The following is a 21,519-nucleotide window of genomic DNA, read 5'->3' as shown; positions in this document are numbered from 1 at the left end:
CCCCTCCCCCGTGTCTTCGACACAAGGGAGGATCGAGGCTTCACCCCACCGTCAAATCCATCTGGGGCGAGACGTGCAGACGTCCTCGCCCCAGATCCAGCACCACGTCGCGGTCTTCGAAGGCCGCCACGCCCAGCAGGGCGTCGGGATAATTGGGCAGGGGCGAATTCGCAAAGACCGGCGTCGCCACCCCGCGCCACAGGTCGTCGCCAAAGGTCACAGTCTTCGCCTCGATCACCCGCGCCCGCGCCACCCCGCCCAGGACGATGCTGGACCCGGCGGTTTCGGCGCGCCCGTCCAGCAGGCCCGCCGCCTCGGCCGCGCCCTGGCTGAGGGCGATCAGCGATGAAAACCCGGTGTCGATCACAGCCCGCATCACAGCCCCTTCGACCGTCACCTCGGCGGTCAGGGCCGTGCCGCTGCGCTTGACCGGGACGGGTCGCAGCGCGGGCGAAACAACATGGCCGTCGGGATCGACCAGACGACTGCGGCGGCGATTCATGTCCAGTTCCAGCACAGCCGCACCCAGCAGGTCCTGTCCCAGCACCAGGGGCGCGCCCAGGCCCGCCTCGTCCGCCAGCGGCCCCAGGTCGAGGATGGCCGCGCGCAGACCTGACACCGTCAGCGTGCCGACCGCCATGTCCAGCGTCACCCCGCGGCCGACCTGCGGCTGCCCCCCCACGCCGTAAGCCACCAGCGGCATATCGAAGAAGCTGGTCAGGCCCAGTTCCTGAACCAGCGCCCGATCGATCACCGAATACTGTGCGCCGCTGTCGATCAGGGCCGTCACCTCACGCCCGGCGATCCGCACCCGCACGGTCGGCGTGGCCGCGTTCTCGACAACGAAAGGGAGCCAGCCGCTGGTTTCGTCACCGGCAAAGGTCAGCGTCGGCCGACGCCAGATCACATGGTCCTTGAGCCACAGGCCGCCGCCGATGGCGGCTGCCGCTGCGGCTGCACGGATCAGAAAGGAACGGCGTCTCATCCCCTCTGACATGGACCGGACCGCGAGGATGCGCCAGTCCTTGCGGCGCCGAAGATCACATCGCCATCTTGTTGCGCCAAATCGCCAAATTACCTTCGCAGACGCAAAATAATCATGACGAAGCGTCGCCCTGCGGCTAGAAACGACCCGTCATGAGCACCTTCCCCGACCGCTACCTTTCGACGCGCGGCGACGCCGCCCCGACCAATTTCGCCGACGCCCTGCTGCGCGGCATCGCCCCCGACGGCGGCCTCTACATGCCGCAGGCCTGGCCGAGCCTGCCCGTCGATGCGGCGCGTCCGGGGCGGACCTATGTGGAGATGGCCAGGGAGGCGATTTCCCCCTTCATCGGCGACGCCCTGCCCGCCGGCGCGCTCGACCGCGCGCTGGACCGCCTGACCCAGGGCTTTGACCACCCGGCGGTGACTCCCCTGGTCGAGCTGGAGCCGGGCCTGTTCGTGCTGGAGCTGTTCCACGGCCCGACCGCCGCCTTCAAGGATCTGGCGATGCAGCTGGTCGCCGCCCTGTCGGACGAGGCCCTGGCCGCCACCGGCCAGAAGCTGACCCTGCTGACCGCCACCAGCGGCGACACCGGCGCCGCCGCCGTGCGCGCCTTTGCTGGCGCCGAGCGCATCAACCTGATCGTCCTGCACCCGCTGGACCGCGTCTCGCCGGTGCAGCGCAAGCAGATGACGACGGTCCAGGCGGACAATGTCCTGAACCTGGCCGTGCGCGGCGACTTCGACGACTGCCAGCGTCTGGTGAAGGGGCTGCTGGCCGAGGAATCCCTGCGCAAGGGCCGCCGCCTGTCGTCGGTCAACTCGATCAACTGGGGTCGGCTGGCGGGACAGATTCCCTATTATATCTCGGCCACGGCCCAGCTGGGTCAGGCGGCGACCTTCGTCGTCCCGACCGGCAATTTCGGCGACGCCTGCGCCGGCATAGCGGCGAAGAAGATGGGTCTGGAAACGCGCGGCTTCGTCGCCGCCGTCAACCAGAACGACGCCCTGGCCCGCGCCATCAACGAGGGCGTCTACGCCCGCCGTCCCGCCGTCGAGAGCGGCAGCGTGTCGATGGACGTCCAGGCTCCGTCCAACTTCGAACGTCTGGTCTATGAAGCCTCGGGCCGCGACGCCGACGCCACCCGCGCCGTGTTCGAGACCTTCGCCCGCGACGGATCCGTCACCCTGTCCCCCGGCCTGCTGGCCGCGCTGAAGTCGGAAGTCTCCGCCGTCTCCATCGATGAGGCGACGACCAAGGCCGAGATCGCCCACGCCCACGCCGCCTGGGGCCGCGTCGTCTGCCCCCACACCGCCGTGGCCCTGGCCGCCGCACGTCAGCTGGACCGCGCCAGCGGCCCCGTCGTCGCCCTGTCGACCGCCCACCCATCCAAGTTCGGGGCCTTCGTCTCGGATGTCCTCGGCTTCCAGCCCGAACCCGCCCCCGTCATCCGCGCCCTGGGCGACCAGCCCGAGCGCCTGACCATCATCGACAACACGGCCGAAGCCGCCCTGGCGGCGGTGAAGGGCTTTAACGCCTAACCCACCCACCGAGGGTGGCGCGGTCGGCCCTCCTCGCATTCCAGCGCCGCGCGATCCCACCCGCCCAGATCGGCGGCGGCCTCATAGGTCGCTTCAAGGAAGGCGCTCAGCACGGCGTCGGGATCGGCTGCGGTCCTGACGGCCTCATAGGGCAGCAGAAACTCGCCCAGCCCCCCGTCCCAGCGCGCAGGCGGCGCCACCGCGGCCGCCTCGAACCCCGGCGGCGCCGGATAGGCGTAGGCGTAGAAGGATGGCTCGCGTGAGGGATCGCCGGGCCAGAAGCCCGCGCTCGACACCTCGTGCGAATAGGCTTCACGCGTCACCGCGTCGGGAAGGTTGGGCGCCCCGCCAGGGTGTAGCGGCGCCGGTCGTCCTGAAAACCGGGTCACCGCCAGATCGAAGGCGCCCCAGAACAGGTGGACAGGGCTGCACTTGCCCAGGAAACGGGTGCGGAACCGGTTGAGGACGCGATCGACCTGGACCAACGCCCGCCAGTAGCCGCGCGCCACCTCGGGATCATAAACTCGAAACCGATGATCCAGCGGAAACGGCGTGGCCTCGGCCATCTCATCCGGGGTCAGGTCGATATGGCAGGTCACGCCCAAAGCGCTCAGGGCGGCCTGCATCTCGGCGTAGAAGTCCGCCACGGTTCCCGATTTCAGCACGATCCGGCGCTCGCCCCCATCGCTGGCGCGGACGACAAGCGCCCCGGTGATGAAGTCGAACTCCATGGAAAATCCGACGACTTCATGAGGTATCAGGCTGGTCGCCAACCCTCGGGCCGAGACCTGCAGCGACACGTGCCAGCCGTGATTAAGCCAGGGTGTCTGCGACAGCTTCACCTTGCCGACGATCTGAGTCCACAGCTGCAAGGTTTCAATCGTCGGCCACAGCGCCATCGACGAAAGTGCGGGCCACGGCTGGCTGGTCTCATACGACGTCATCCAGGCGCTCCCTGTCTTGCGTCTTCTCAAGTCCCGCGCGGCGAGATCGTTGCAGAAGCTTCGTCGAGTTACCGAACAAGGCGTCAGGGCGATGACCAGCCCCGGATGCGGAGCAGCGGCTGAGGGCGCTCGTCTGAGGCGAAGACGAGCACAGCAGCCTTTTCCCCATGGCCTGGCACATAGTCGAGCGTGGCGCCGACCCGTCCTCCTGCCGCCTCTCCCTCGATCTCGACAGCCGCCGCCGTCTGGTCGCCGCGGTTCATGACCTTCACATCCACCGCCCACCCGCTCTCGATGCGCCGGATGGCTTCGGCTTGCACAGTCAGGTCCGGCGGCGACTGGTCAAGAAGGACCGACCGGACGAGAACCACAACGGCGCCCAGGGTGATCATCAGACCGAGCGCGGCGCAAAGCGCCTGCAGGCGCGAAATCCCCTTTCGGATCTGAGGCGATTTGGCGCGCGCCATCCCTAGACCAACAGCCGCGCTGCAGCGGCCCCCAAAGCAGCCGGAAAGGCCAGCACGACGATATTGCTCACAAGAGAATGAACGCCATGACCGTCGAGACCCCCGAAGACCCACAACATCGCGACGCTGGCCGCAAGGCAGATCGCGTAGCCGGGCAAGGTAAAGTCGAGGAACGCTCGCAACGGGGTTTCCTGCTTCTCCTGCCCGGCGAACCCGGCCTCGAACACGATCAGATGGAGCAGGGACACCGACAGGATGAGAAGGCCCAAGGTCCCCAGCGGCGTCGCCCGATAGGCGATCAGCCGCATCTCTTCCGTAGGCGCGAGGTTCATGGCGAAATAGAGCGCTCCCGCAAGCATCAGGAACAGTTCGCCCGGGTAGGAAACCTGTTCCTCGTCACCGTCGCCGGTGTCAGCGGACAACTGGCGCCGTGCGACCAGAGCGCCGAGCGCGGCGGGGATGGCCTGAAGCGAGACCTGACCCGTGGCCGCCGCAAGAGAGCTGCGGTCCAGAACGTTGAAGAGGAACAGCAAGCCCCCCGCCGTGACGAATCCCACGCCGAGCGCGACCCAGGTGTCCAGGGCGTTGTTCAATAGCCCGCGCCGGGCGGAGAATCCGGCGTAGTGCGCGAGACCGTAGAGGAGCGGCAAAGCGGCCAGAACGAATACCAGAAGACGCTCTGGCGCCGCAGCATGTCCAAGCGCCCACATCTCCATGGTCATCATCAAGGGCAGGCAGAACAGCAGCGCGCCGCCGAAAGCTCGACCCAGGTCCCGAAGGTAGGCCGCGTCGCCGGTCCGCTTGTCGGTCGCCGGCGCCCTCATGGCGTTCGCCCCATTGATCGCTCTTCTCCGCGTCTTTCCTAATTGGAAGCTACGGTCGGCGGATTGACGTTCGGCGTCTGGCCGGCCGGCGTGGCTGTCGACTCGCCCCGCGGGCCCGTCGGTGCGTCAGAGGCCGGCGGCGAAGCATCGCCTTCGAAAGTGCGCGCGTCCGCCGCCTGCTCGCCCGTCGTCGGATTCTGGTTGCTGAAGGCGCCGTTGCTGAGCGCCCAGAGCGCGAGAAGCAGGACCGCCGCCGCCGCCGTGGACATAAGCAGGATGGCGAGTATCCGGCCTCCTGGCCTTCCGCCCCTGACATGACGCGCTGCAACCGGACGGCCCGCGTTGACAGCGGCGGCAGCCTTTTCGTGGCGGTGGGTTTCTTCGGGAATCATGGCGGCCTCTCGTTTCAGGGGTTGGCAAGGCAACGCCACCCAAGCCTCGCTGTTCCACGCCTGCGAAGCGCGAGCCGGCCTCATATCTGAACGGTTGGCGTCACGGTCGACGGCGAACTTCCCAGTCGAGCGTCCACCGCCCCGCCCCGGCCGGCTTCAACTCCGACGCCGCCGCCGGGGTCTGACGATCAAACCCGTCCAGCAATAGAGACGTCCCGCTGACCGCCGCCACGGTGGCGTTGGTCTGCCAGAAAGGCCCCGACATGCCCCGGATGGTGAAGCGGATATGAACCGTATCGTTGACCTTTGGCATGGCGCAGCCTTTCCCTGTCGACAGCCTTGGCCATCATGCGGGGTCTTGTGCACGGCCTGTCGCCTTCTGTCTCCTGGGCACAGTCCAGAACGGCGTTGCGGGCCTCCGCCTTCCTTCAGAGCGTCGCCAGAAACGCCGCCAGGGCTTCCCGATCCTCGGCTTCAAGGTCCAGGCGACGAAGCAGGGGATCGGTCGTCGGAAACAAGGGATCGGCCTCCTGACCGGCGCGCGGGTGGGGCTGCGCGCCGCGACGCCGCCTTTTCCTCGCCCCTCGCGTGACACCTCCGGGCGCAGCCGCGACTTTACCGTCCGGATCGATTTTCGGTCTCTACCACTTGCCGGCTAGTCGGCTCGGGCGCCCGAAGGCGATGAGCGACCTGCAAGACGGCTGCAAAGGATCTGAACCGACGCCGTTGGTAAACAGCCAAAGCCCGCCACCCGGAACAGGCGCGAAACGAATCATGACCGAATCAACGACACGGCCTGATTCAGCATTTGTTCCCTACAAGATATTGTAGCTTAACGCAGATTAACCGCTAGGATTTTCTTGCCGGGCGCCCGTCTCGCGACTTGCGTCTTTCCCTCGCCGCCGTGACCCGCTAGGGACGGGGCGCGACGGCCCCGTAGCTCAGCCGCATAGAGCAAGGCTTTCCTAAAGCCGAGGTCGCAGGTTGGAGTCCTGCCGGGGTCGCCACGACTGTCGGGACCAGGTAGCGCCCGCTCAGAACCATTTAAGAACGGCGCAATATGAGAGTCATTCTCAACGCGCCATCAAGCGGCACCCATTGAAGGTCTGCGATGCGCCAGTAGCGGTCATTGCACCCCTGTCCGAAAGGCGACCTTCCGATCCTCGGGCGGATGTCCGTTTTCCGGCAGTGTGCCTGAGGCCGGGTTCGACCCATCAGGGACGTCCGGTTCGTCCGCTTTCGATCAACGGCGTGGCCGCGTGAGAATCCCAGAAGGCGTCCATGAATGAGCGGAACCACCCGCTATCCATGCCCATCCAGCGCATGCCCTCCTCAGGGGTGGCGATGATGAGACCCCAAGGACACTTGGGACCAAATCCTTCATCGCAATATACGATTAGCGTGTCTGAAATCGCCTCATGATCGAACACGATCCATCCGTCGAACTGTTGACCTGGACGACCGTAATTCCAGTTAAGTTTGACGGGGCGTGGGTCGACAAGGCCGTTACGCGCGGCCTCTTTCACAGAGGCGTCCGTGAGAACTGACATTTCTCGAGCGATAAGTGCGGATATGTTGGCTGCGGATGCGGACATTTTCAGAGGCTACCCCAGCGGGACGCCAATGTCCGCTATCCACCCCTAGCTGAAGTTGGCGGCGCCCGCTTTTGGGTCGCCTGGCCAAGGTCCGGTTTGGGGCCAGATGACTCTGTCGCGTCACGACCCAAAGCGGGCTTTCCACAGTTGCCTTGTGGCTGACGCGTCTAAGGCGGCGCCGATCGTGGTGGAGGGCGGCACGGCGTCCTAAGCGTCACCCTGCGTCACGACGAAATCAGCGACGCCATCGACGTCTCGAGCCCCAAGTCCCGGACACGCAGGATGTAGGGGACACCGCGCTTCTCGCCTCAGGCGTCCGCGACCAGAGATTGATCTGGGCGCGGATCGCTAAGGTCGGGGTCGGCTTGTATTCAACCCAGCCCTCCAGGAAGTCGCGGCCTCTCCACGTGAACTGCACATCGGGATCAATTCCGGCAGCGGCTCCAGCGGAGCCGCCTTCGCCCCTGAGGAGGGCCGGGGCTGGGAGGTCGGACTGTCCGGACGCTGGGACGGTCTCGATGTCGGCGTCACCGCGTTCGACATCGAAAAGAGCAACGTCCTGACCACCGACCCTAACGACGTCAACTTCCTGGCGCCGGTCGGGTCGTTGCGAAGCCGTGGCGTCGAGTTCGACGCCTCCTTGCGCATGGGCCGGCGGTGGCAGGTTGTGGCCAACTTCATCTGGAACGAGGCCCGGAACAACGACGACACCTTCGCCACGCCTCTGGCCCTCAATGTACCGGATCAATCGGGCACGGTGTTCGTCGTCTATCGCTCGGATGCGGGCCGCGAATGGTCGTTGAGCGGCGGCGTGAGCTATGTCGGAGAAAGGTCCGGCGCGACCGACACCAGCGGCCTTCTGCTGCCCGGCTATTGGAAAACCAAGGCGGCCTTCGAGACGCCCCTCACCCCGAAGATCACCTTCCGGGCCGAGGCGGACAATCTTCTGGACGAACACTATGCCCAGAGCTCGTACAACTCGAACTGGATCTATCCCGGCGCCCCGCGAACCCTCCGGGCATCGCTGAGAGCCGAGTTTTGAGGGTCCACGGCCAAATACCGACAAGAGTCTTGGTCGAGGTTGAGGCGGTCGTATCCGAAAAGCAAAACTTCCGAAGCGCCAATCTGAGTCAGGCATGGTCATTTGCAGACGTCGCGAATGCGCCAGGACCGGACTCTGACCTCGCTCCGGGAAGTGGACATTGGCCTGCCGTCGATACGATCCTTCAGCGGATGGCGCCGTGCACCGCCTCAGACATGTCGAGCGCCGCACTATTCGGCAACACCGCCCGAGCGGACCACTTCGTCGAGCACCATCACTCGCTTCGTCGCCGGTTTCGAACGCAGGCCAGGTCGGGCGGCGACCATCCTGACAATACAGTCCCCGGCACCCAGTACCCGGCGGAACATCCGCGTCCGACTCTGGAGTCGAACCACATATGCAACCGTTGCAGCAGCATGGTTAGCTCGACGCCAGATCAATAAAAGCCTAAGGCCCAGGCGAGCGGCCCGGCGTCATGCCCGGTTATTTCTGTCACAGACCGCATCTATGGCGTGCGGCGTGCGTCAGGATAACTCCGCCAAAGGATTTCGGGTCGAAACCGCTGCAGAGGCCGGTGGCGAACCTCGACACGCCGACCTCTCGGATGCCGATTGGCGTGCGGTGCGACATGCGGTGCTGGTCTATGTCCGGCGTCGCGGCCATTCCCGCGATGTGGCCGAGGATGTCGCCCAGGAAAGCCTGACCAAGCTTCTGCACTATACGCGGCAGGGTCAGACGGCGAGCCTTTTCGCCCTGGCGTTCAGGATCGCGGCCAACTGTCTCGTCGACCGTTTTCGCGGGGAGTCTCGCTATGGAGACGCTGTCTTGGACACCTATCCCTGCGGTGAACCGCTGCCGGACAGGATCGCATCGGACCGCCAGCGACTGGCCCGGCTAACCGCCGCCCTTGAACGGCTTCCTCCGCTGAGGCGCGCGGTGCTGTTACGGAGACGGATCGACAACCAATCCATCCCCCGCATCGCGGCCGAGATGAATCTCTCGACGGCCGCCGTCGAGAAACATGTCGTGCGAGGGCTTTCAGATTTGCGCGAAGCGATGGAAGACGGGGAAGAACTCAAAGGATCGCTCTCGTGACGCCCAGTGAAAAGGTGAGAACCGAGGCCGCCTTCTGGGTTGAGCGCATGAACCGTCCGGCCTTCGACGCACGAGACGGCGCCGCCTTCGATCAGTGGATGCGGAGCGACGCGGACAATCGCGAAGCCTTCGCCGCCATGGCCGCGCTCTGGGACGACGGATTTCCAAGGCCGGACGCGAGGCCTGAACAAGCCTTGCTGGACGGCTCGAACTCTCTGGCTGCGGATCGATTTCCTGGGCGCCCACGATGGGTCGCGGCATCGATCTTCGGCGCGTCAGCGGCGGCGCTGATTGTCGGCGCGCTCATTTCCACCACCTTGCCGCGCAGCTATTCCAGCCTGCCGGGACAGGGGCATGCGATCCAGTTGGCTGACGGCTCGACCGTACACCTGGGGGGCAACAGTCGGATCGACGTGCAGTATCTGCCATGGCGCCGGACAGTTAGACTGGAACGCGGCGAGGCGGGCTTCGACGTTGCCCACGACACAAACCGCCCCTTCGACGTCGACGCCGGTCAGGTCAACGTCGTCGTGCTCGGCACCGCGTTTCACGTCGATCGACTGGCCCAGGGCCGCGTCGGCGTCGCCGTGACCCGCGGGGCCGTAAACGTTAAAGCAGACAAGGGCAGCGACAGGCTGGCGGCCGGCGATGCAGTTCGAGTGACCGATCAAGGCATCGAGAGGGTCGCCATGCAGGTGGAAGACAGCCAGTGGTCGTCCGGCTGGTTCGTCGCGCAAAACATTCCCCTCTCCGATCTGGTCGAGAAATTACGCCGGCACAGCAAAACTCCAATAGAAATTTCTGACATCAAATCAGAAAACCTGATGATCGTGGGTCGATTCAATGTTTCCGATCCCGAAACCGCCCTGAAAGGCATCGAAAGCTCATACGATATAGAACTCTCGCGCCGATCTGGAACTCTCTTTATTTCCACACCAAACTGAAACATAAACGACGCGAAAACTTACACATTCTATTTGTCCGGTTCCTCTGCGCCGGACCGTTTTCCCCTCGAAACCAACTCGGGGGACTTCATGCGAAACCACCTTATCCTTCTGCTCGCCACGACGGCGATCGTGCCCATGACGGCGTCGCCGGTCTGGGCCCAGGCGCCCGTTGAACGCAGCCGCACCTACAGCTTCAACCAGCCGGCCCAGGAGCTTGAAACCGCACTCATCGCCTTCTCCCGCGTGACCGATCTGCAGGTCGCGTCTTCGGCGGCCGATCTTGAAAGCCTTCGCGGCGCACCGTTGAACGGGTCGATGACGGCGTCCGCAGCCCTGGCGGAACTGACACGCGGACTTCCGGTTGATGTCCGTCTTTCCGGCCGTACGGTTTCCGTTTCCCGTCGTCAGGGGGCTCATGTGGCTCTGGCCCAGGCTCCAACCACGGCGTCGATCCCGGCCCAATCGGCAGTTCAGCCAACCTACCCCTCGGAAACGCTCACGACCCTCGACGAGGTCGTCGTCACAGGCTTCCGGTCGAGCCTGAGCCGCGCCTTGTCGCGAAGGAAGGCGGCGACGGGGTCGCAAGAAGTCATCCTTGCCGAGGACATCGGCGCCTTTCCCGACCAGAACCTGGCGGAGGCGCTCCAGCGCGTTCCCGGCGTGGCGATCACGCGGGACAGCGGTGAAGGCCGACAGATTTCCTTGCGGGGCCTGGGCCCCGAGTTCACCCGCACCCAGTTGAACGGCATGGAGGTTCTCAGCAATACGGCGTCCGGCATGGACAGCCGAAGCGGCGCCAGCCGCTCTCGCTCATTCGACTACAGCGTCTTCGCCTCCGAACTTTTCAACCAAGTGGTGGTCGAAAAGTCCTACGCCGCAGAACAGGACGAGGGCGGGATCGGCGGCACGGTGTCGCTGCGCACGGCCAAGCCCTTCGACTATCAGGGCCGGACCTTCGTCGCCAACGCCAAGGTTCAGTCCAACCAGTACACTGACACGCCGGGACCGCGTCTCGTCGCGCTGGCGTCGGACCGCTGGGGTGACTTCGGCGCTCTGGTGTCGGTCGCCTACAGTTCCGCCGAGACGGTCGAGTGGGGCTATCGCAACTGGAACTGGTCCAAGATGAATTTCGGAGCGGCCAACGTCGGTTCCGGCGTCTCGGCCGAGGATCGCGACAGACTGGTCAACGCTACGGGCGCCGAACGGGCCTGGAACTCCCGCGCGCAGACCTATGGCACCTGGTTCAATGAACGCGAGCGGATCGGTCTGACCTCGACGCTGCAGTATCAGCCCAGCGACGCGACCGACGTCACGCTCGATCTGATGTACGGGCAACTCACGAACAACCGGGACGAGCACGTACTGGGCAACGCCGGCACGAACGGCCTGTCCGCCAACGACGTCCGCGGAACCCAGGTGCTGCAGTCTGTCACGCTCGACCGCTACAACAGCATCACGGACGCCGTCGTGTCCGGCGTCGATGTTCGCTCCGAGTCCAAGCCGACCGTCGATCAGACCGAGTTCTGGCAGGCCGCCTTGAACGGGCGCACCATGCTGACCGACAATCTGGAGGTTTCCGGGCTTCTGGGCTGGTCGAGTTCGACCTTCGATTCCAACTGGCAGCGCGTCTATCTGGAATCCGTGGGTCACACGGTGTCGTTCAGCGGCTTGGACACGGACAACCCGGTCAATACCTACGACTTCGATCCGACCGATCCTGAGGCGTGGGATCTGCAGTCGATCCAGTGGCGCCGGGACCATATCGAAAACGAATTCTACACCGGCGAGGCCGGGCTGAAATGGACGCCCAGCGCCATCTCGACCATCAAGGCGGGCGCATCGTTCAAGAAGTTCACCAACAGCGGTTTCCGCTATGATGCGACCGCCAACTACGAAAATCGCAACGCGCTGGCCTCGATCCCGACGATGCTGACGGACCATTCCACCGCCCTGCCCTATGTGGTCGGCGACGTGGCTGCGATCTTCAAAGCCTTGGGACAGAGCGGAACCCTTGACGCCCGGAACCTGTCGGTCGGAACCGACTATTCGGTCGAGGAGCAGACGGTGTCGGCCTTCGGCCAATACGACCTCGACACCGACGTCGGCCCGTTCGGTCTGCGCGCCAATATCGGCGTGCGCTACTACGACACCGAACTGGTTTCCATCGGCTCATCGGTCACCAGCGCCGGGCTCGTGCCCGTCGAAATCACCAATCGCTACGAGGGCTTCCTGCCGGCGCTGAACATCGCCCTCGACGTCAGCCCCGAACTCGTCGTGCGCTTCAGCGCCAACCGCAACATCAGCCGCCCCGCTCTCGGCGATCTCAGCGCGGCCGCCACGGTGCGGGTCGCGGGCTATGGCGGCACGATCAGCGCGGGCAACCCCAACCTGACCCCCTACACGGCGGACTCGATCGAAGGCGCCATCGAATATTATGACGGCAAACGCGGCTACCTGGGGCTGAGCGTCTTCCACAAGGAGATGAAGTCCTTCGTCACGACCGAGACCTCGACCGTCCCCTACAGCGAAACCGGCTATCCCCTCGATCTGCTCGAAGAGGGTCAGGACGGCTCGGTCGTGTTCAACTTCACCCGGCCCGTCAACGGTCCCGGCGCGGGGATCCGGGGCGTCGAGTTGTCCGCCCGGCGTGATTTCGACTTCCTGCCGGCGCCCTTGGACGGCTTCGGCGTATTGGCCAATGTGACCTATGCGGATGGCGAGACGGACGTCTTCTACAACGGCGTCGCGCACCGGCTTCCATTGGTCGATCTGTCCAAATGGTCCTACAACGCCACCCTCTATTACGACAGCGAACGGGTCGGCGGGCGTGTGTCGATGGCCTCGCGCTCGCGCTATCGCAAAGGCAACGGCGGCAACGACAACGTTGGTGAGTATTTCGCCCCGTCCACCGTGGTTGATGCGACGGCCTACTACAATGTGACGCCCTCGGTTCAGATTCGGGTCGATGCGCTCAACATCACCGATGAACCCGTCACCCAGTATGCCGACACCGACGCCCGCCGTCTGATGACCAGCACGGTAAGCGGCCGAACCCTGTCCATCGGGGCCTCCATCCGATTCTGAAACGGATGAGGCACGGCCGCACCGGTCCCCCGGTGCGGCCGCATTCCCATGATCTCGACATCACCTGGCCCCAGCTGACCATGATTCATCATCCTATCGACCGCCGCGGCGTTCTGCTGTCCGGCCTTGGCCTCAGCCTTTCCGCCGCGGGGGCTGCTGCAAAGGGCCGGGACGTGCCGTTTTCGGCCGACCCCTTCACCTTGGGCGTGGCGGCCGGCGATCCCGCGCCCGACGGCTTCGTCATCTGGACACGCCTTGCGCCCAACCCCCTGGTTCAGGACGGCGGGATGCCGCCTGTAGATGTCATGGTGGGTTGGGAGGTATCGGCGGACCCGACCTTCCGTCGGATCATCCAGCACGGACGCGGGATCGCGCGCGCGGCGCTCGCCCACTCGGTCCATGTCGAGGTCGCCGGCCTGCCCTCTCACCGGCCCTACTGGTATCGGTTCTTCGCGCCCGGAAACCTGCCGAGCCCCGTAGGATGCGCGCGTACGCTTCCGCTTCCCGGCGCGACCGTGGGTCAGATGCGATTTGCATCGGTGGGCTGTCAGGATTTCGAGCGCGGCTTCTATACCGCCTATCGTCACCTCGCGGCGGAACCCGACCTCGACGTCGTCTTCCACTATGGCGACTACATCTACGAGTTCGGCCCCCGAGAGCACGACGTCGTGCGGCGTCATTGGGGCGGCGAGACCACCACGCTTTCGGACTATCGCCTGCGCTATGCGCAATACAAGCTGGATCCAGATCTGCAGGCCGCCCATGCGGCTGCGGCCTTCGTCATGACGTTCGACGACCACGAGATCGACGACAACTGGGCGGGCGAGCACGGCAAGGACGGCGACCCTCCGGCGGTGTTCGCGGCACGCAAGGCCGCCGCCCTGCAGGCCTGGTTCGAACACGTCCCCGTTCGCCCCCGCGTCCGGCCCGGCGTCGCCGGCGCCCAGGCCTTCCGTCGTTTCGATTTCGGTCGCCTGATGCGGATGCACGTTCTCGACACACGCTCCTATCGCAGCCTTCAGGAATGCGAAGGCGGAGACATGACGCCGACCGAACGCGCCGCCTGCAAGCCGGCCTATGCCGCCTCACGCACGATGTTGGGCGCTGAACAGGAGGCCTGGCTGGATGCCGGTCTCGTGCCCGGCTTCGGCTGGAACTTCATCGCCCAGCAGGTGATGGTGATGCCTTACGACGTCCGAAAGGACGGAGAGACCGCGGTGCGGCGCAGCACCGACAACTGGAACGGCTATCCGCAGGCGCGGCTCGGCCTCATCGACAGCATCAGACGCAAGGCATTGACCAATGTCGTGATCGGCAGCGGAGACATGCACCAGAACGTCGTGGGGTATGTGCCGCAGAACCCTCAGGATCCGACATCCGCGCCCATCGCCAGCGAGTTCCTGGCGACATCGATTTCATCGGGGGGCAGCGGCGGGCTGCGCCATCCGAACGAACTGAACGTGCTGGACAACAACCCGAACGTTCAGTTGCTCAACAATCAGCGCGGCTACCACCTCTACACCGTCTCGCCGAACGACTGGACGGCGGACATCAAGGTGCTGGATCAGGTCGACAAGCCAGGTGGCCTGGTCAGCACCTTGGCGCGCTACTCGGTCGATCCGCGCGATCCGCGACCTCGGAAGGTGTGAAGGTGTGCGCTCCTGTGCTCATAGAAAGAGCCGTGGTCCAAAAAGACGGCGATAGCCACCCTGGTAGTCACACCTAATGGCGGGGCCATTAGAACGATCATCACGGGGAGAAGACATATCACGACGGGAGTCTACGCCAGCCGTAAAGCCGGCAGAGGGCAGCCCTATGAGAGTATGAATGAGCGAGCGTTCTTCATGCATTGTGAAGTCGACACCGAGGTCGTTGATTATCGCGCTCAGATGTTTCGGCTGGAGTTTGTTCTGGATGGCCGAAAGCGAACTTATATCGTCGATTGCGTCAGGTTGCTTGCCAGCGGAGTGATCGAGCTCGTAGAAATAAAGAACGATCGTAGGGCGCTTAAAGATCCGGATTATTCTTTGAAACTCGATGCTGTCCGAACGGTCTGTGACCGGATCGGTTGGCGTTTACGTGTTATTTTCAAGTCCACCCTATTCGGCCCTCCCCACATTTATCGGAATATCAGTGACGTTCAGTCCTGGCGGCTGACCGAGTACGGCAAAGCGGACGTTTTCGAGGTCGCTCGTCGTTTGCAAGGCGGCGTGTCGCTGACATTGGCGGAACTCGCAGACGCGTTAGATCGCTGAGGAGACTTCTTGTCGAGCTAACACTCTCATTGGCTGAGCCGCTCTTAGGTGGCTTGACGTCAAATTGAGCCGCTCTTAGCCGGTCTCGTTAAGTGGTCGGTTTTCTCAAAGCCAATGGCTACCGCTTTTGAGTGAGCAGCTCTTAAGTGGTCCCGACATGTCGCGCCCACTCAAGAGTGCGTACGAAACCCCTCAAGACTGATCCAGGTCGGACTTGGCGGGCTAAGGGCGCGTCGTTCGCGATCGCTGCTGGCCACGCCACGTACCTCCAGATAACGTCAGCAGCGGGTTTTCCGACCTTGCTGCTTCGGCGTAGCCCAACGACAGTTTTCCAAATCATACCGGCCGGGGCAGCATTCCGTCCCCCTCCCCGATCCCGGCTGCGGCCTCACACCTGCATTCGCGGCGGCGTGCAGCGCGGTCCGCGTTTCGTCCTGGCTAGACCGTGGTTTCAAACAAGCGCCGCTGAAAGCTCGGACGTCTTGAAGGGTTTCGTCAGTCTGGGGAGATAGGCTGGAACGCCGTCGACATCCGCGTAGCCGGAGATGATCAGAACTCTCACATCACCCAAGACGTCCTTGAGACGCAGTGCGAGCTCGGCGCCGCTCATCCCGGGCATCAGGTGGTCCGTCACCAGCCAGGTGGGTCGCAACCCCTGATCGATTTTTTGCAAGGCGTCCTCGGCAGACCCCGCCTCTACGACGGCGAAACCGAGATCCGACAACATGTCCGCTGTCGTCATGCGCACCGTGTCCTCGTCGTCCACCAGAAGCACCAGGCCGTGCGCGCGGGGCGCAGCATTGAGCAGAGACGCAGGTCCGTCGCCCTGTTCCCGCGGATCGGTCGGCGGCAGCCATAGGTCGATGTTCGTGCCGAGGCCTGGCTTGCTGGAGATGGTCAATGCCCCTCCGAGTTGCGACGCCAGGCCGTGAGCCATCGACAGGCCCAGGCCGGTGCCCTGACCGATGCCCTTGGTCGAAAAGAAGGGCTCGACCGCCCGGGCCAGGGTGGTTTCGTCCATCCCGATCCCCGTGTCTGCGACGGACAACCGAAGATAGGACCCGGGCGAAAGCTTCGACGGATGATCGGCGGCGATCTGGACGAGGTTGGCCGAAATCCGCAGATCGCCGCCCTCACGCATGGCGTCGCGGGCGTTCACCGCAAGGTTCAGCAGAGCCATCTCTATCTGGTTCTCATCGCCTCGCGCCGGCGGCAAGTCGGCCTCGACGTCCACAATGACCTTGATCTGCGGGCCGACGGTGCTGCCGATCAGATCCGCCATCTCGGCTATCAGACCGCCCAGGTCGATCGGAACCGGCTGAAGCGGCTGTCTTCGCGCAAAGGCCAGAAGCCGCTGCACGAGCACCCTCGCCCTTTCCGCCGACTGGATGGCGCCGCCGATCAGCCTCTGCTCTCGCGGGCCTCCCACGGCCTTGCGCTGAAGCAGGTCGAGAGAGCCGATGATGGGCGTCAGAAGATTGTTGAAGTCGTGAGCCACCCCGCCGGTCAACTGTCCCATGCTTTCGAGCTTCTGGCTCTGCCGCAGGGCCGCCTCCGCCCGCTCGCGCTCCACAATCTCGAGGCGCAACGCCGTGAGAGCGGATGTCAGTTCAGACGTGCGGTCGGCGACGGTCTGTTCCAGTTCGCCTGCGAGAGCTTGCAACGCCGCCTCGGCCCGGACCCGCTCGGTGATCTCGTAGCCGCCGACGAAGATTCCTGTGACCTCCCCTCCATCGCGGATGGGTTCGTAGATCAGATCGATAAAGCGCTCGGCTTCGTCGCCGAACTGGATCGGGAAGGTTCGCGCAATGAAGGGCTGGCCTGAACGATAGACCTCGTCCAACAGGGCGTTGAAGCCCTGATCGACAAGGTCCGGGAACACCTCCCGCGCTGATCGGCCGATTACCTTTCGACCTTGTACAAGCTGGGAATAGGCGTCGTTCACATAGTCGAACACATGGTCCGGACCGCTGAGAAGGGCGACGAATCCCGGCATCTTCTGGAGCATAGCCCGCTGCCGCGCCTCGGCTTTCCGGCGGGCCGAGATGTCGTTGAACAGGATAGCCACCCGAGGCCGTTCTCCGCCGCTGAACCGATAGGCATGAACGTCGAACCAGCGCCCGAGCAGATCCGATCCCTGTTCGAAACTCTCAGCCTCCCCCGTGCGCGCCACCCGGCCATAGGTGTCGAACCAGTGTTCCTCGAGGCTAGGGGCGGCGTCGCGTAGCCATTGCCCGAAGATGTCTCGCGGAAAGCCCGTCTCGGCGTAGAAGGCCGGATTGGCCTCCACGACCCGGTAGTCGACGCGCCCGCCCGCCGCATCCAGGTCGACTTCGACGACGCAGAAGCCCGCCTCGATCGCTTCGAACAGGGCCACATAGCGGGCCTCGCTCTCGACCAGCGCGGCTTCCGTAAGCTTGCGTTCTGTGATGTCCAGCGCCGTGCCAATAACGCGCACGCACGCCCCGGACGCATCGAAGACGCCACGCCCACGCGCCGCCACCCAGCGGACCACGCCGTCCTCCTTGCCGATCGTCCGGTACTCGACGTCGTACATGGCCCGACGCTCGGGGTCGCAAGCCGCGGCGTAGGCGGAGAGGGTGGGTTCGCGGTCGTCCGGATGCAGGCCGGCGTAGTAATCAGCCATGCTGACCGTCGCCTCTGCAGAGATGCCGAACATCTGCTTGATGCTTGGCGGCCAGAAGAGCGTGTCCCGTCGCGGGTCCACGTCCCAGAGCCCGATCTCCGCCGCATCGGTCGCCAACCTCAGCCGTTCTTCGCTGAACGCGAGGCGCTCTTCAGCCTGATGCCGCTCCTGGATGTCGACGACGGAACCGACGAAGCCCAAGAATTCCCCCAACGCCCCGAACCGGGGGCGAGCCGCATCGATCGCCCAGCGATAGGACCCATCCCGGCTGCGTAGCCTGTATTCGAGCTGGAACGCCGCCTGCCGACGGTTTGCGTCGAGAAAGATCGCCTCGGCACGCTCCCTGTCCTCAGGATGACTGGCGTCCAGCCAACCATAGCCCTCGGCGTTTTCGGGCGTCTGTCCCGTATGCTCGTACCAGCGCTGGTTCAGATAGATACAGCGGCCGCCTGCATCCGTGACCCAAAGCATGACCGGCGCATCGTCCGCCAGATGTCTGAATTCTGTGTCGATGCCGTTCGCCGAGAAGGTCTCTGATGATTCAATCGACGCCATTTGACTCTCGCAGCAAGCCAGGAATGCCCTCAGGGGGAGGCGTTGCGCCTACGGTTGTATAGACTGACGCGCCGCCAGACACGGCTTTTACACGCCCTGTCTATGGGACATCATACGCAAGTTGATCGATCCGAAGCTGACGCATAGTGCGTCAATGGCCGGTACGGCTTCCAAGTCGGACGCCCCCGGCCACACCCTGGGCGGCTATTCGCAACGCATCGTCGTCAGCGACAGGGTCGTGGAGAAGGTCAGCCAATGGAACTCGCGTCCATGTCAAGGCAGCGCCTGCGTTAGGCTTGACCCTCTTCAAAAACGCGCCACCTTGAACGCGACATGAGTGATCGTTCCGCAGGTCTGGCCCCATCGCGCGTTACGGCGATCCTGGGTCCCACCAATACCGGCAAGACCCATCTGGCGGTCGAGCGGATGCTGGGTCACGCCTCGGGCATGATAGGCCTGCCGCTGCGTCTCCTGGCGCGCGAGATCTATGAGCGGGTCGTCAAGCAGCGCGGTGCCTCAGCCGTCGCCCTGATCACCGGCGAGGAGAAGATCGTCCCGCCGCGTCCCGCCTATTTCGTCTGCACCGTCGAGGCCATGCCGCTGGAGCGTCAGGTCGAGTTTCTGGCGGTCGACGAGATCCAGCTGGTCGCCGACCCCGAGCGCGGCCACGTCTTCACCCAGCGCCTGCTGCACGCGCGCGGCCGGTTCGAGACCATGTTCCTGGGGGCCGGGACCATGGCCCCGCTGATCCGCGCCCTGGTCCCCGACGCCGAGATCATCACCCGCGAGCGCCTGTCCACTCTCAGCTACGCCGGGTCGAAGAAGCTGACCCGCCTGCCCCGCCGCAGCGCCGTCGTCGCCTTCTCGACCGAGCGGGTCTACGCCATCGCCGAGCTGCTGCGCCGCCAGAGGGGCGGGGCCGCCGTGGTCATGGGGTCCTTGAGCCCCCGCACCCGCAACGCCCAGGTCGAGCTGTTCCAGTCGGGCGAGGTGGACTTCCTGGTCGCCACCGACGCCATCGGCATGGGGCTGAACATGGACGTGGACCATGTCGCCTTCGCCGGGCTTCGCAAGTTCGACGGCACGCGCACCCGCTGGCTGCACGCCGCCGAGATCGGCCAGATCGCCGGGCGCGCCGGTCGCCACCTGCGCGACGGCACCTTCGGCGTGACGGGCGAGGCCGAGGAACTGGACGAGGACATCCTCGAACAGGTCGTGACCCACCGTTTCGATCCGGTCGAGGCCGCCGAGTGGCGTCATGGACGGCTGGACTTCGACACCCTGCCCGACCTGCTGCGCTCGCTGACGGTGACGCCTCAACGCTTCGGCCTGCGACTGACGGCCCAGGCCTTGGACGAGACCCTGCTGCGGCGCTTTGCGGCGGACGAGGACGTCAAGAAGATCGCCCGCTCGCGCGGCGCCCTGATGCGGCTGTGGGAGACCTGTCAGCTGCCGGACTTCCAGAAGACCACCCTGGACGAACACGCCCGCCTGTCGAAGGAGATCTTCACCGCCCTGACCAGCCGACGCGGCCGCCTGACCGAGGACTGGGTGGCGCCGCGCTTCAATGACCTGGACCGCGACGACGGCCAGATCGACCAGCTGTCGGCCCGGTTGGCCGGGGTGCGGACCCTGGCCTACATCGCCAACCGCCCCGACTGGATGGATCAGGCCCAGGGCTGGCGCGACAAGACCAAGGCGCTGGAGGAGCGGCTGTCCGACGTCCTGCACGAACGCCTGACGGCGCGCTTTGTCGATCGGCGCACCACGGCCCTGATGCGGGCGCTGAACGTGCGCTCCGACACCGTAGCGGGCGTGGCCGACGACGGCGAGGTGACGGTCGAGGGCGAGGTGGTCGGTCATCTGGAGGGGGTTCATTTCACCCCCGACGCGGGCGGCTCGGCCTTGGCCGACCGGGCGCTGCGACAGGCCGCGACCCGGGCCGTGGGGCCGGAGATCGCGCGCCGCCTCGGCAAGCTGGCGGCCGAGGCGAACGACGCCTTCAGCGTCATTCCCAATCCGCGTTCGGGCGGCGGCGACGTCCTGTGGAAGGGCGCATTGACGGCCCGGATCACAAACGACGACCCCTTCGCGCCACGCGTGCGGCTGCTCGGCGATCTTGGCCCGGTGCCGGCGCGCGAACGGGCGCAGCGCCGCATCGAGGCCTGGCTGGCGTCCGAGGCCGGGCGAGCCTTGCGTGAGCTGCGCCGCCTCCGTCAGGCGGTCGACAGCGGCGCCCTGACCGGCCTGCCGCGCGGCCTGGCCTTCCGCCTGATCGAGGCGGGCGGCGTCATTCCTCGCGCCGACGTCGAACGCGATCTGGCGGCGTTGAGCCAGCACGAGCGGCGCACGGTCAAGACCTTTGCGATCCGGGTCGGCGCCCATTCCGTCTGGCTGCCTGGCGCGTTGAAGTCCCGCGCCCGGTTGCTGGCGCAAGCCTTCGTGACCGAGGCCTTCCGCCCGGGCGGAGAGGCCCTGATCCCCTTGCCCTCGCCCGCCCCGTCGCCTCGCGCGCTCGCCGCCTTCGGGCGCCGGGCGGTTGGATCATGGAGCGCGCCCGTCGAGGCGTTGGAACGCTTCGCCGAACTGTCGCGCGCGGCGGGCAAGGCGCCGCTGTCAGAGGAGGCCCTGAGCGAACTGGGCTGGACCGCTGAACAGGCCAGGCAGGTGCAGGCGGCCCTGCGCCTGCCTCGCGCCGACAAGGCGGCGCGCCCCGGACAGCCGACCGCCCCGTCCAGGGATTCGCCCTTCGCTGCCCTGGCGCAACTGACCTCGCCGCCCGCGCCCCCGCGCCGCAAGCGCCGCCCGAGGCGCAAGGCCGGCTCCGCGTGACCTCCGTCCGCGAGGCGACGCAAAGCTGTCGCATCGACCTCTGGCTATGGCGCGCCCGCTTGGCCAAAACGCGCGGCGTGGCAGCCGCCATGGTCGAGCGGGGCGCCATCCGCCTGACCCATCACGGCGTCCAGACCCGCCTCGACAAGCCCAGCCGCAACGTCCACCCCGGCGACGACCTCCTGTTCGCGCAAGGCGGACGTCTGATCGCGGTGCGCGTGCTCCAATTAGGCGAAAGGCGCGGCCCTCCCGAGCAAGCCCGCGCCCTTTACGCAGCGCTCGACGCGCCGGAATAGAAATCTCCTCCCCATTTC

The 21,519-nt window shown here is 65.4% G+C and carries 17 protein-coding genes and 1 tRNA gene; 10 read left to right on the top strand and 8 right to left on the bottom strand.

What is annotated here, in order from left to right; all coding sequences use genetic code 11:
* Nucleotides 1-40: 40 nt before the first annotated feature.
* On the bottom strand, nucleotides 41-985 hold the full coding sequence (locus ACOZBP_RS09465) for an aspartyl protease family protein (protein ID WP_422676171.1): 945 nt from the start codon (nucleotides 983-985) through the stop codon (nucleotides 41-43).
* A gap of 152 nt (nucleotides 986-1,137) precedes the next feature.
* Between ACOZBP_RS09465 and thrC the strand changes: the two genes are divergently transcribed.
* Nucleotides 1,138-2,526: a threonine synthase gene (thrC, locus tag ACOZBP_RS09460; RefSeq protein ID WP_422676170.1), complete on the top strand. Its 1,389-nt coding sequence runs from the start codon at nucleotides 1,138-1,140 to the stop codon at nucleotides 2,524-2,526.
* On the opposite strand, the gene ACOZBP_RS09455 is transcribed toward thrC, so the two are convergent.
* From ACOZBP_RS09455 to ACOZBP_RS09435, 5 genes are all read right to left on the bottom strand, one after another.
* The gene (locus ACOZBP_RS09455) at nucleotides 2,523-3,470 is read right to left on the bottom strand and encodes a DUF5996 family protein (RefSeq protein ID WP_422676168.1); all 948 of its coding nucleotides are present in this window, start codon (nucleotides 3,468-3,470) and stop codon (nucleotides 2,523-2,525) included. The two genes, thrC and ACOZBP_RS09455, sit on opposite strands and share 4 nt — an antisense overlap.
* An 83-nt stretch (nucleotides 3,471-3,553) precedes the next feature.
* On the bottom strand, nucleotides 3,554-3,937 hold the full coding sequence (locus ACOZBP_RS09450; RefSeq protein WP_422676167.1) for a hypothetical protein: 384 nt from the start codon (nucleotides 3,935-3,937) through the stop codon (nucleotides 3,554-3,556).
* A 2-nt stretch (nucleotides 3,938-3,939) separates the two neighbouring features.
* Entirely contained in the window at nucleotides 3,940-4,761 is an 822-nt protein-coding gene (locus tag ACOZBP_RS09445) for a TIGR02587 family membrane protein (RefSeq protein ID WP_422676166.1), read from the bottom strand.
* A gap of 38 nt (nucleotides 4,762-4,799) precedes the next feature.
* On the bottom strand, nucleotides 4,800-5,153 hold the full coding sequence (locus ACOZBP_RS09440) for a hypothetical protein (protein ID WP_422676165.1): 354 nt from the start codon (nucleotides 5,151-5,153) through the stop codon (nucleotides 4,800-4,802).
* A gap of 100 nt (nucleotides 5,154-5,253) precedes the next feature.
* Entirely contained in the window at nucleotides 5,254-5,466 is a 213-nt protein-coding gene (locus tag ACOZBP_RS09435; protein WP_422676164.1) for a hypothetical protein, read from the bottom strand.
* 617 nt (nucleotides 5,467-6,083) lie between these two features.
* Between ACOZBP_RS09435 and ACOZBP_RS09430 the strand changes: the two genes are divergently transcribed.
* Nucleotides 6,084-6,160, top strand: a tRNA-Arg gene (locus tag ACOZBP_RS09430).
* A gap of 207 nt (nucleotides 6,161-6,367) precedes the next feature.
* On the opposite strand, the gene ACOZBP_RS09425 is transcribed toward ACOZBP_RS09430, so the two are convergent.
* On the bottom strand, nucleotides 6,368-6,679 hold the full coding sequence (locus ACOZBP_RS09425) for a hypothetical protein (RefSeq protein WP_422676163.1): 312 nt from the start codon (nucleotides 6,677-6,679) through the stop codon (nucleotides 6,368-6,370).
* A 481-nt stretch (nucleotides 6,680-7,160) separates the two neighbouring features.
* On the opposite strand from ACOZBP_RS09425, the gene ACOZBP_RS09420 reads away from it, so the two are divergent.
* The 6 genes from ACOZBP_RS09420 (at nucleotide 7,161) to ACOZBP_RS09395 (ending at nucleotide 15,171) form a co-directional block, all read left to right on the top strand.
* Nucleotides 7,161-7,790, top strand: a complete 630-nt coding sequence (locus tag ACOZBP_RS09420) for a TonB-dependent receptor domain-containing protein (protein WP_422676214.1) — start codon at nucleotides 7,161-7,163, stop codon at nucleotides 7,788-7,790.
* A 519-nt stretch (nucleotides 7,791-8,309) separates the two neighbouring features.
* Nucleotides 8,310-8,885 (top strand): RNA polymerase sigma factor, encoded by a 576-nt coding sequence (locus ACOZBP_RS09415; protein WP_422676162.1) that lies wholly within the window; start codon nucleotides 8,310-8,312, stop codon nucleotides 8,883-8,885.
* Complete coding sequence (locus tag ACOZBP_RS09410; protein ID WP_422676161.1) at nucleotides 8,882-9,829, top strand: FecR family protein; 948 nt, start codon at nucleotides 8,882-8,884, stop codon at nucleotides 9,827-9,829. The genes ACOZBP_RS09415 and ACOZBP_RS09410 overlap by 4 nt, the downstream gene beginning before the upstream one ends.
* A 90-nt stretch (nucleotides 9,830-9,919) precedes the next feature.
* Entirely contained in the window at nucleotides 9,920-12,916 is a 2,997-nt protein-coding gene (locus ACOZBP_RS09405; RefSeq protein ID WP_422676160.1) for a TonB-dependent receptor, read from the top strand.
* An 80-nt stretch (nucleotides 12,917-12,996) separates the two neighbouring features.
* Nucleotides 12,997-14,565 (top strand): alkaline phosphatase D family protein, encoded by a 1,569-nt coding sequence (locus ACOZBP_RS09400; RefSeq protein WP_422676159.1) that lies wholly within the window; start codon nucleotides 12,997-12,999, stop codon nucleotides 14,563-14,565.
* Between the two features lie 195 nt (nucleotides 14,566-14,760).
* Nucleotides 14,761-15,171, top strand: coding sequence for a TnsA endonuclease N-terminal domain-containing protein (locus ACOZBP_RS09395; protein WP_422676158.1), 411 nt, complete (start codon nucleotides 14,761-14,763; stop codon nucleotides 15,169-15,171).
* Nucleotides 15,172-15,622: 451 nt separating this feature from the next.
* Here ACOZBP_RS09395 and ACOZBP_RS09390 read toward each other — a convergent pair whose 3' ends face one another.
* Nucleotides 15,623-18,373 carry a PAS domain S-box protein gene (locus ACOZBP_RS09390; protein WP_422676157.1) on the bottom strand — a complete coding sequence of 917 codons (2,751 nt, stop codon included), beginning with the start codon at nucleotides 18,371-18,373 and terminating at the stop codon, nucleotides 15,623-15,625.
* Nucleotides 18,374-18,706: 333 nt separating this feature from the next.
* Here ACOZBP_RS09390 and ACOZBP_RS09385 point away from each other — a divergent pair, with 333 nt between their 5' ends.
* Both ACOZBP_RS09385 and ACOZBP_RS09380 read left to right on the top strand, forming a co-directional pair.
* Nucleotides 18,707-21,205, top strand: coding sequence for a helicase-related protein (locus ACOZBP_RS09385; protein ID WP_422676156.1), 2,499 nt, complete (start codon nucleotides 18,707-18,709; stop codon nucleotides 21,203-21,205).
* Nucleotides 21,202-21,501 carry an RNA-binding S4 domain-containing protein gene (locus ACOZBP_RS09380; protein ID WP_422676155.1) on the top strand — a complete coding sequence of 100 codons (300 nt, stop codon included), beginning with the start codon at nucleotides 21,202-21,204 and terminating at the stop codon, nucleotides 21,499-21,501. Before ACOZBP_RS09385 ends, ACOZBP_RS09380 begins: the two co-directional genes overlap by 4 nt.
* Nucleotides 21,502-21,519 lie beyond the last annotated feature (18 nt).

The sequence above is a fragment of the Brevundimonas sp. NPDC058933 genome (assembly GCF_049315965.1).
Taxonomy (GTDB): domain Bacteria; phylum Pseudomonadota; class Alphaproteobacteria; order Caulobacterales; family Caulobacteraceae; genus Brevundimonas.
Note: the sequence above shows the minus strand (reverse complement) of the source record. Positions and strands in the feature narration are given on the sequence as shown.